Here is an 8,471-nt window from a genome sequence, read left to right on the forward strand (position 1 = left end):
CGCCCCGTACCGCCTGGGGCAGGAGCGCGACCGGTTCGCGGTGCCAGCCGCCGCGCGGGGGCAGCAGCCCCGCCCAGGGCGGGCCCGTGACGGGCGCGGGCACGGCGAAGCGCGCCGTCGCCTCGTCCACGGTCTCCAGCAGGTCGCCCGCCGAGACCGTCACGTCGAAGGTCCGCGCGTCCGGCCGCGGCGCGAGCCGCACCGTACGGATCGCGAGGACCTCGAAGGACGGTGGGCGGCCGAAGACGGCGAGCGCCCCCGCCGCGGCCTGGAGCCGCACCGCGGCGGCCTTGTCGTAGTGGAGCAGCCGACCGAGGAAGGCCGCGAGGTCCGCGGCCTCCCCCGGGTCGGCGCACTGCACCGACGTGTCACTCATGCGAGCCGTCCCGTCATGCGACCTGTCCCGTCACGCGCGCCGTCCCCTCACGCGACGAGCCCGCCGGGCCCGGCGTCGTCGCGGTACTTCTCCAGGTACTCGCGCTCGTACGCGGTGATGCGGCGCGGCCGTCCGGCCTTGAGGTCGTACGGGACGACGACCGTGGCGGCGCGCGCGTACACCACCTCGGGACTGTCCGCCGTCTCCGGGTCCTTCACCTCGTAGGCGATGGTGAGGGCCGCGGCGCGCAGGTTCGTCACCCATGACTCGATGGTGACCGGGGCGTGCCGGTGCACCAGCGGGCGCAGGTAGTCGATCTCGTGCCGTGCCACGACGGAGCCGCCCGAGAAGGACGGTCCGTCGCCCTCGGGCTTGAGCCGGAACATGAAGTCGATACGGGCCTCCTCCAGGTAGCGGAGGAAGACCACGTTGTTGACGTGCCCGAAGGCGTCCATGTCGGCCCAGCGCAGCGGGCAGTGGTAGAGGTGACGCGCCACGATCGCTCAGCCCCGGGTCAGCTTCTTGTAGGTGGCGCGGTGCGGGCGGGCCGCGTCGGCGCCGAGTCGTTCGACCTTGTTCTTCTCGTACGACTCGTAGTTGCCCTCGAACCAGAACCACTTGGACTCGCCCTCGTAGGCGAGGATGTGCGTCGCCACGCGGTCGAGGAACCAGCGGTCGTGGGAGACGACCACGGCGCATCCCGGGAACTCCAGGAGCGCGTTCTCCAGCGAGGAGAGCGTCTCGACGTCGAGGTCGTTCGTGGGCTCGTCGAGGAGGAGCAGGTTGCCGCCCTGCTTGAGGGTGAGCGCGAGGTTGAGGCGGTTGCGCTCACCGCCGGAGAGGACGCCCGCGGGCTTCTGCTGGTCGGGGCCCTTGAAGCCGAACGCCGAGACGTAGGCGCGCGAGGGCATCTCGACCTGGCCGACGTTGATGTAGTCGAGACCGTCCGAGACGACCTCCCACAGCGTCTTCTTCGGGTCGATGTTGGAGCGGCCCTGGTCGACGTAGGAGACCTTGACGGTCTCGCCGACCTTGATGTTGCCCGAGTCCGGCTCCTCGAAGCCCTGGAGCATCTTGAAGAGCGTGGTCTTGCCGGCGCCGTTGGGGCCGATGACACCGACGATGCCGTTGCGCGGCAGGGTGAAGGAGAGGTCGTCGATGAGGACCTTCTCGCCGAACGCCTTGTTGAGGTGGTCGACCTCGATCACGACGCTGCCCAGGCGCGGCCCCGGCGGGATCTGGATCTCCTCGAAGTCCAGCTTCCTGGTCTTCTCGGCCTCGGCGGCCATCTCCTCGTAACGGGCCAGACGCGCCTTCGACTTCGCCTGCCGCCCCTTGGCGTTGGAGCGGACCCACTCCAGCTCCTCCTTGAGGCGCTTGGCGCGCTTGGCGTCCTTGGCGCCCTCGACCTTGAGACGGGTCTGCTTCGTCTCCAGGTACGTGGAGTAGTTGCCCTCGTAACCGATGGCGCGGCCCCGGTCCAGCTCCAGGATCCAGCCGGCGACGTTGTCGAGGAAGTACCGGTCGTGGGTGATGGCGACGACGGTGCCCTCGTACTTGGAGAGGTGCTGTTCCAGCCAGTTCACCGACTCGGCGTCGAGGTGGTTGGTGGGCTCGTCGAGGAGCAGCAGGTCGGGGGCTTCGAGGAGGAGCTTGCAGAGCGCGACGCGGCGCTTCTCGCCACCGGAGAGGTTGACGACGGGCCAGTCGCCGGGCGGGCAGCCGAGGGCGTCCATGGCCTGTTCGAGCTGGGCGTCGAGGTCCCAGGCGTTGGCGTGGTCCAGCTCCTCCTGGAGCTTGCCCATCTCTTCGAGGAGCGCGTCGGAGTAGTCGGTCGCCATGAGTTCGGCGATCTCGTTGAAGCGGTTGACCTTCTTCAGGGTCTCCGCGACGCCGTCCTGCACGTTCTCCAGGACGGTCTTCGACTCGTCCAGCGGGGGCTCCTGGAGCAGGATGCCGACGCTGTAGCCGGGCGAGAGGAAGGCGTCCCCGTTGGAGGGCTGCTCAAGGCCCGCCATGATCTTCAGGACGGTCGACTTACCGGCGCCGTTCGGCCCGACAACACCGATCTTCGCGCCCGGCAGGAAGCTCAGCGTCACGTCGTCAAGGATCACCTTGTCGCCGTGCGCCTTGCGCGTCTTGCGCATGGTGTAGATGTACTCAGCCAAGAGAAACCGTCCGGCAGTCTGGATTCTGACAGTCGTCCTGGGGAGCCCGCCAGGATCGACGGGACACCCCGTGAAGGGGGACTCCGCCCTCCCCCGAGCCCCGGGGCCCCGCCGGAGGGCAGACACACCCATCTTGCCGCACGCTGCCCCCGGGGCGGAAACCCGTTCCCCTCCGGAGGGCATGAGCTGGGGGTTTGCGGGGGTGGCGGTGAGGGCGGGGTCACTGTGTGTGGCGGCCGGGGGGCGGGTGCGGGGCGGGGTGCGGGGTGCGGGTGATCGTTGCGGTGGCGGTGGCGGTGGCGGTGGCTGCGGGCTGCGGGCTGCGGGCTGAGCGGCTTAGGGGTGTGGCGGGCTGGGCGCTTGGGATGTGGCGGGCGGGGCCGGCCACCGGTCTGAGGCGGAACCGGCGACGGGCGAGGACGAAGACCGCGTCCTCCGGCCCGTGCCTCCCGCCCGGGCTCCGGGGATGGCGTCCCCGGAGCCCGGTGACGGTCGGCTAGTCCGAGTCCGTCATGGACGGATCACTCACTGTCCGGCCGGCTTGCGGCGCTTGATGAAGAAGACCGTGCCCGCACCGAGGACGACCAGGACCACCGCCACACCGGCGATCACCGGAGTCGCGCTGGAGCCACCGGTGGCGGCGAGGTCGCCACCCGAGCCCGAGTCCGAACCGGAGCCCTGTGCCGCCGTCGTGGGCGAGGCGCTCGGCAGCGGGGACTGCCCGCCCGCCGGGCTCGCGCCGCCGCTCGACGCGACCTTGCAGTCGAGTACGCCCTTGAACTCCTTGACGAAGCCGTTCGGGCCCTTGACCGTGAGGTCGTAGGACTGGTCCTCCTTCACCGGCACGGTGATCGTGGCGGTCTTGCCCGCCTCCACCGTGTGCTCCTTGCCCGCGAGCTCGAAGGTGAACGGCTTGTCGCCCTGGTTGCTCGCGGTCACGTCCACGCCGCCCTTGGCGCAGTTCTTCTCCGCCGAGACGGCTGGTATCGCGCCGCTCTCGCCCCAGGTGGCGCTCGCGGTCGCGGAGACCGTCGAGTCGCTGGAACCGGCGAGGATCTGCGTCTGGCTGCGCGTCTCGGAGGCGAAGGCGCGCCCCACCGGGACGTTCGTCGTCGCCTGGAGGTTCACGGACGCCGAGCCGGGCTGCGCCCCCGCGGGAACGTCGAACCACAACTGCGCGCCGTCCCCGACCGAGTCGACGGCCTTGCCGTCCTTGTCGACGAGCTTGACCCCGGCCGTCGCCGCGTCCCCGCCGACCTCCACCTGCGCCGTGCCGGCGTTGGTGTGGACCGTGACGGGCCCGAGCTTCTCGCCCGCCTTGCCGGAGACCGCCGCGGGCTCCAGGCCCAGCGACGCCTTCGGCTCGGCGACGTTCTGCGCTGCCTTCTCCAGGTAGTCGGCGAGCTTCTCCGCCGCGGGGTTGACCGCGTCGACGTCCGCACCGTCCGAGTACCGCCAGATCGCCACCTGCGTCCCGGCCGCGGCCGTACGCTCGGTGAGCGCGCCGCTGTCCGCCTTCGCCGCGAGACCCGCGAGGTCGTTGACCTGTGGGTAGGAGTTCTCCAGTATCCAGCGGATCTTGCCGGCGTCCGGGTTGGCCGAGAGCGAAGTGCCGCTCCAGGGCGTCTCCTGGTACTTCGCGCCGTCCTGGGTCGGGTGGTGGATGTCGATGCAGTAGGTCTGCAGCGAACCGCCCTGGTCCGCGGCCATCGTGAAGAGTCCGGCCTGGACGCGCTGGTCCTTGCCGTTCTCGTGGATCACCGCCGCGTCACTGCTCTTGCTCAGTCCGCCGAGAGTGGCGGTCGCACCTCCCTGGTGTCCGGAAGCCTCGTGCGCCGCCGCCACACCCGCGCCCGTGATCGCGCCCGTGGCGACGAGTCCCGAGACGAATGCCGCTGCGGCGAGGCGGGCGGCACCCCGCCTGCGTACAAAAAACATGTGGTTCCCCTCCGGGCAGGACCCGTGCGGCCTCGCGCCGCGCGTGGGGTGGGGTCCTGCCGACAGAAATTCGGTGCCAAGTGCCCCATGGGCCCGGCGGGTCAGAATCCCGCACGGCCTGCCGCAGATCCTAGGGAGGGAAGGAACCGCGCTTCCCCGTCGCACCATCCGGCAATCCCATTGCGTCCCAATCGTTATCCCCGCCGGTTCCGTTCCTCCAGAGCTGACCGAAGTGGGCCGTAATAGAAGAAACATGAGGGGCTGTCAGCCGATGCGGCCGACGCGAAGTCCGCCCTCCCAAGCCCTTTCCTCAGAAGGGCGGTACCGCGTCCGGGTCGCCCAGCGAAGCGCCGACGAGCACCGCTTCGCACACCCCTGTCCTTGCTTGCGCTCCCGTGCCGGCTCCGACGCCGGCCTCCGCACCAGGCGCGGGCTTCCCCTCCGTTCCGCGCACCCGCCGCTTGGCCACCGGGCGGCGGACGGCGCGGGTGGGTGTGGCTACTGCGGCCTCGGACTCCCCCGGCCCGGACGACGCGGGCGCCGTCGCTTTCGTGGACTTGCGTCGAGAGGCAGCCTTGACGCGCGGGGCGTCGTCCGGAGCGGGAGGCGCGGTGACCCGCGTGACGGACGACTCCGCCGCCGGGGCCGGGGCAGGGGGCGGAGTCGTGGCCGGAGGCGGTGCCGGGACCGGGGACTCGGCCGGAGCCGAGACGGCCGGGGCAGGAGCGGAAGCCTGGGGCGAGGCAGGCGGACTCACGCCCGGTGCGGCCGGAGGCCGAGTCTCCCGTCCGCTCGCCCCGTCGTCCGCCGCGTCCGACGCCCAGCCCGAGGGCGCGGTGCCCCCTTCGCCGCCGGAAGCGGGCCCCTGGCGCAGGAACATCTCGTCCACCACATCCCCCGCCCGTGCCGGTACTCGCGTCGCGGTTCCACGGAGGTCCGTACCGATGGCCGCCGGACCCGTGGCCGCCGCGTCCGCGGCCGGCCCCCACGACGCGGGCCCGTACCTCCGCTCCCGCGCGGCCACCGTGGCAGCCGCGCTCGAACGCGCGTCGTCACGCGGGGGCCTGCGGAAGGCCGTGGTGCCCCGGGCCAGATCGTGCCCGACCGAGAAGGCCTCGATCTCGGCCGTCATCCGCCGTTGCCCTTCGTACACCTCGTCCCGCAACCGCAGCCGCCCGTGCACGACCAGCGGATCACCGATCGCCACCGACGAGGAGACGTTGTGCGCGAGGTAGCGCCAGGCCACCACCGTGAAGAAGTTCGTGTGCCCGTCGACCCAGCGCTGCTCCTCCCTGTGCCAGCGGCGGGCGTTGACGGCGAGCCGGAAGCGGGCCATGGCCCCGCCCTGCGTCTCCCGGAACACCAGATCGGTCGCCACGTTTCCGACCATCGTCACCGTCGTGTCGTTCATCTTGTCCCCCTCGGATCGTCTGCGCGCGGCGCGTTCGGGCACGCCGCACCTGTCGTGTGCGCTCCGGCCGCTACGGCGCCGGGCATGCACACACAGTGACACAGGGAACTGACAGCTCGCATCCGCCGAGGGGCGTTCCGACGGCGAAACGACGGCCCAAGAGCGCGTTTTCGCAGGTCACTTCAGAAAACGCGAACGCCTCTCACTCGAAAGGATGAGTGAATTTTTCGGACTTCGACACTTCGAGGAATTCTCACGTACCGTCACGACAAGGCCGCTGCGGGGGCAGGCATCCATCGCCCTGTCTCCGCGTCCGTGCCGAGTCGCCGGCCGTGTCCGCGAGGGTCGCCCGAGCCCCCGCGTGCTCCCGGCGCACCCGTCCCTTCGACCCGTCTCACAGCCACACCGTCGCGAGCCACACCGTGACACCCGCAGCCACAAGGAGCCCCGCATTGAGTTCGATCCGTCTGTCCCCGCCGGTGAGGTGCACCGGGATCGCGCCGGCCTGGAGCACCACGAAGCCGGCCGCCGCCACGAGCGCGAGCCACGGTGCGACGCCGGTGAGCGGCGGCAGGACCAGTCCGGCCGCTCCGAGCACCTCGACCACGCCCAGCCCCCTGAGTACCGACAACGGCACGCGGTCCACCCACGCCATCATCGGCCGCAGCCGGTCGCGGGAGCGCGCCGCTTTGAGGGTGCCCCCGTAGGCGTAGAAGAGAGCCAGGAGGCCGGCGAGTGTCCAGTACGCGATGTTCATGATCCCTGTCCGCTGAGGTCGGTCCGGGCGGAGCGAACCCGCGTGCCCAGCGCCGTGCGCTCGGACGCCCCGGCCCCTCCGCCATCCACCTCGAATTGCACGACGCGGGACCCGTCCCCGTCCAAGACCTCTTCCGCACACCTCATACCCGATCGGTATCGTCCCAGGATGGAGCTACGCACCTTGCGGTATTTCGTGACCGTCGCCGAGGAGGCCCACTTCGGCAGGGCCGCCGCCCGGCTGCACATGAGCCAGCCACCGCTGAGCCGTGCGATCAAGAAGCTGGAAGCAGGGGTGGGTGCCCCACTTCTCCTGCGCTCGCCCGCCGGGGTCTCGCTGACTCCTGTCGGGAAGGTGCTCCTGGAGGAGGCACGGGGGCTGCTCGACCACGCCGACCGGGTGCGCGAGCGGGTCGCGACGGCGGCCGGCGGGGCGCGGCTCGACGTGGGAATTCTGGGAGACAGCGCCGATCCGGGAGCGAGCCGCCTCGCGGAGGCGTTCCGCACGCGTCACCCCGGTGTCGAGCTGCGGGTGCGGGACACGGATCTCACCGATCCGACCTGCGGGCTGCGGTCGGGCCGCGTGGACGTCGCGCTGACGCGGGGCCCGTTCGACGAAACGGGCCTGTCCGTACGTGAGTTGCGCCGTGACCCGGTGGGTGTCGTGCTCCGCGCGGACGACCCGCTGGCCGGTGCCGAATCCCTCACTCGGGCCGATCTGGCGGAGCGCCCCTGGTTCCGGTTCCCGCCGGGAACGGACCGGCTCTGGCAGAACTACTGGAGCGGCGGGGCCGAGGAGGGGCCGGTCGTCCGCGTCGTGCGGGAGTGCCTGCACGCGGTGTTGTGGAGCGGCACGGTGGGACTCATGCCGTTGGCCGGCGAACACGACGGGCGGCCCGCTCCCCCTTCCGGCCAAGCCGCTCCCGCCGCGGGCGGTCGACGCCCCTTCGGCCACGACCTGCCTCCGGACCTGACGGTCGTACCGCTCACCGGGATGCCGCCGAGCCGGGTCCTCGTGGCGTGGAACAAGGGGAGCACCGATCCGCTCGTGCTCTCCTTCGTCGCCCTCGCGACCGCCGCCTACCGTGCCCCGGCGGCAGCCGCTCCCCCGGGCGGTACCGGATGAACACCCGGTACCGCCTCCTACACGGCCGCCGCGCCGCGCAGCACGCTCTCCGGCACCGTGCGGGAACCCGTGTCGACGGCAGGCCCGGGTCCCGCCATCCGTACGTACTGCTCGCGCACCTCCTCGTACCGCAGCAACTCCGCGGCCACCGGGTCGAGTACACGGGCCCGGCCGCAGCCCGCCGCGGCCTCGCGCAGGGCGCGTTCCGCCTCGGCCCCGTAGCGACGGGCGGGTCCCCTGGCGGCCATCCGGCAGGACCACTCGACCGCCGGCCCGCCCACGATCCCGGTGGCCGCGAGCAGCGCCGCGATCGTCACCTCGGGTGCCAGCACTCCCGTCGCCTGAGCCAACAGCCACAGCACACCGACGACCTGGAGCGCGGTCATCAGCACCTGCGTGGCCACGGCGACCGGCCACCAGCCGGGTCGCGGGGGACGCGAGGCCGGGCGCGCGGCGCGCTCGGCGAGGGTGTCGAGCGCGCGCGGGAGACCCTTCGTGCCGCGTACCGCCGTCTCGCGGACCGCGATGCCCCACGGTTCGGGAAGGCCGCGGGCGGCCTCCTCGCCCACGGTGCGCACGGCCTGTTCGACGCGTTGACGCGCGACCGGTTCGGGTTCGCGCTGCGGCTCGGGGGCGGGGCGCGGCTGCTCGGCGGTGCGGCGTTCCTCGTACCGGCGCCACAGCCGCAGCCACGGG

6 protein-coding genes and 2 pseudogenes are annotated in these 8,471 nt (G+C 71.9%); 1 reads left to right on the plus strand and 7 read right to left on the minus strand.

All coding sequences use genetic code 11. The annotated features are described in order from the left end of the window. From G3I42_RS05955 to G3I42_RS05980, 6 genes and pseudogenes are all read right to left on the minus strand, one after another. Window positions 1–376, minus strand: a pseudogene (locus G3I42_RS05955) (hypothetical protein); the annotation flags it as partial. A 47-nt stretch (window positions 377–423) separates the two neighbouring features. Beyond that, window positions 424–873 carry a thioesterase family protein gene (locus G3I42_RS05960; protein WP_164283056.1) on the minus strand — a complete coding sequence of 150 codons (450 nt, stop codon included), beginning with the start codon at window positions 871–873 and terminating at the stop codon, window positions 424–426. Between the two features lie 6 nt (window positions 874–879). After that, on the minus strand, window positions 880–2,544 hold the full coding sequence (ettA, locus tag G3I42_RS05965; RefSeq protein ID WP_164283058.1) for an energy-dependent translational throttle protein EttA: 1,665 nt from the start codon (window positions 2,542–2,544) through the stop codon (window positions 880–882). Between the two features lie 525 nt (window positions 2,545–3,069). Then, complete coding sequence (locus tag G3I42_RS05970; RefSeq protein WP_164283060.1) at window positions 3,070–4,482, minus strand: Cys-Gln thioester bond-forming surface protein; 1,413 nt, start codon at window positions 4,480–4,482, stop codon at window positions 3,070–3,072. Window positions 4,483–4,792: 310 nt separating this feature from the next. Continuing rightward, window positions 4,793–5,893, minus strand: coding sequence for a single-stranded DNA-binding protein (locus G3I42_RS05975; protein WP_164283062.1), 1,101 nt, complete (start codon window positions 5,891–5,893; stop codon window positions 4,793–4,795). 394 nt (window positions 5,894–6,287) lie between these two features. Then, a complete protein-coding gene (locus G3I42_RS05980; RefSeq protein WP_164283064.1) occupies window positions 6,288–6,650 on the minus strand; it encodes a DoxX family protein in 363 nt (120 codons plus the stop codon). A gap of 168 nt (window positions 6,651–6,818) precedes the next feature. Here G3I42_RS05980 and G3I42_RS05985 point away from each other — a divergent pair, with 168 nt between their 5' ends. Further along, the gene (locus G3I42_RS05985) at window positions 6,819–7,775 is read left to right on the plus strand and encodes a LysR family transcriptional regulator (protein WP_203606414.1); all 957 of its coding nucleotides are present in this window, start codon (window positions 6,819–6,821) and stop codon (window positions 7,773–7,775) included. Window positions 7,776–7,792: 17 nt separating this feature from the next. Here the strand turns inward: G3I42_RS05985 and G3I42_RS05990 are convergent. Beyond that, window positions 7,793–8,471 (minus strand): annotated as a pseudogene (locus G3I42_RS05990) (ATP-binding protein); the annotation flags it as partial.

Source organism: Streptomyces sp. SID11385 (assembly GCF_010548245.1).
In the GTDB taxonomy this organism is placed as follows: domain Bacteria; phylum Actinomycetota; class Actinomycetes; order Streptomycetales; family Streptomycetaceae; genus Streptomyces.

Coding starts and splice junctions, on each gene's coding strand:
- G3I42_RS05970 (WP_164283060.1), bottom strand. CDS start 4,482: ATGTTTTTTGTACGCAGGCGGGGTGCCGCCCGCCTCGCCGCAGCGGCA.
- G3I42_RS05975 (WP_164283062.1), bottom strand. CDS start 5,893: ATGAACGACACGACGGTGACGATGGTCGGAAACGTGGCGACCGATCTG.
- G3I42_RS05980 (WP_164283064.1), bottom strand. CDS start 6,650: ATGAACATCGCGTACTGGACACTCGCCGGCCTCCTGGCTCTCTTCTAC.
- G3I42_RS05985 (WP_203606414.1), top strand. CDS start 6,819: ATGGAGCTACGCACCTTGCGGTATTTCGTGACCGTCGCCGAGGAGGCC.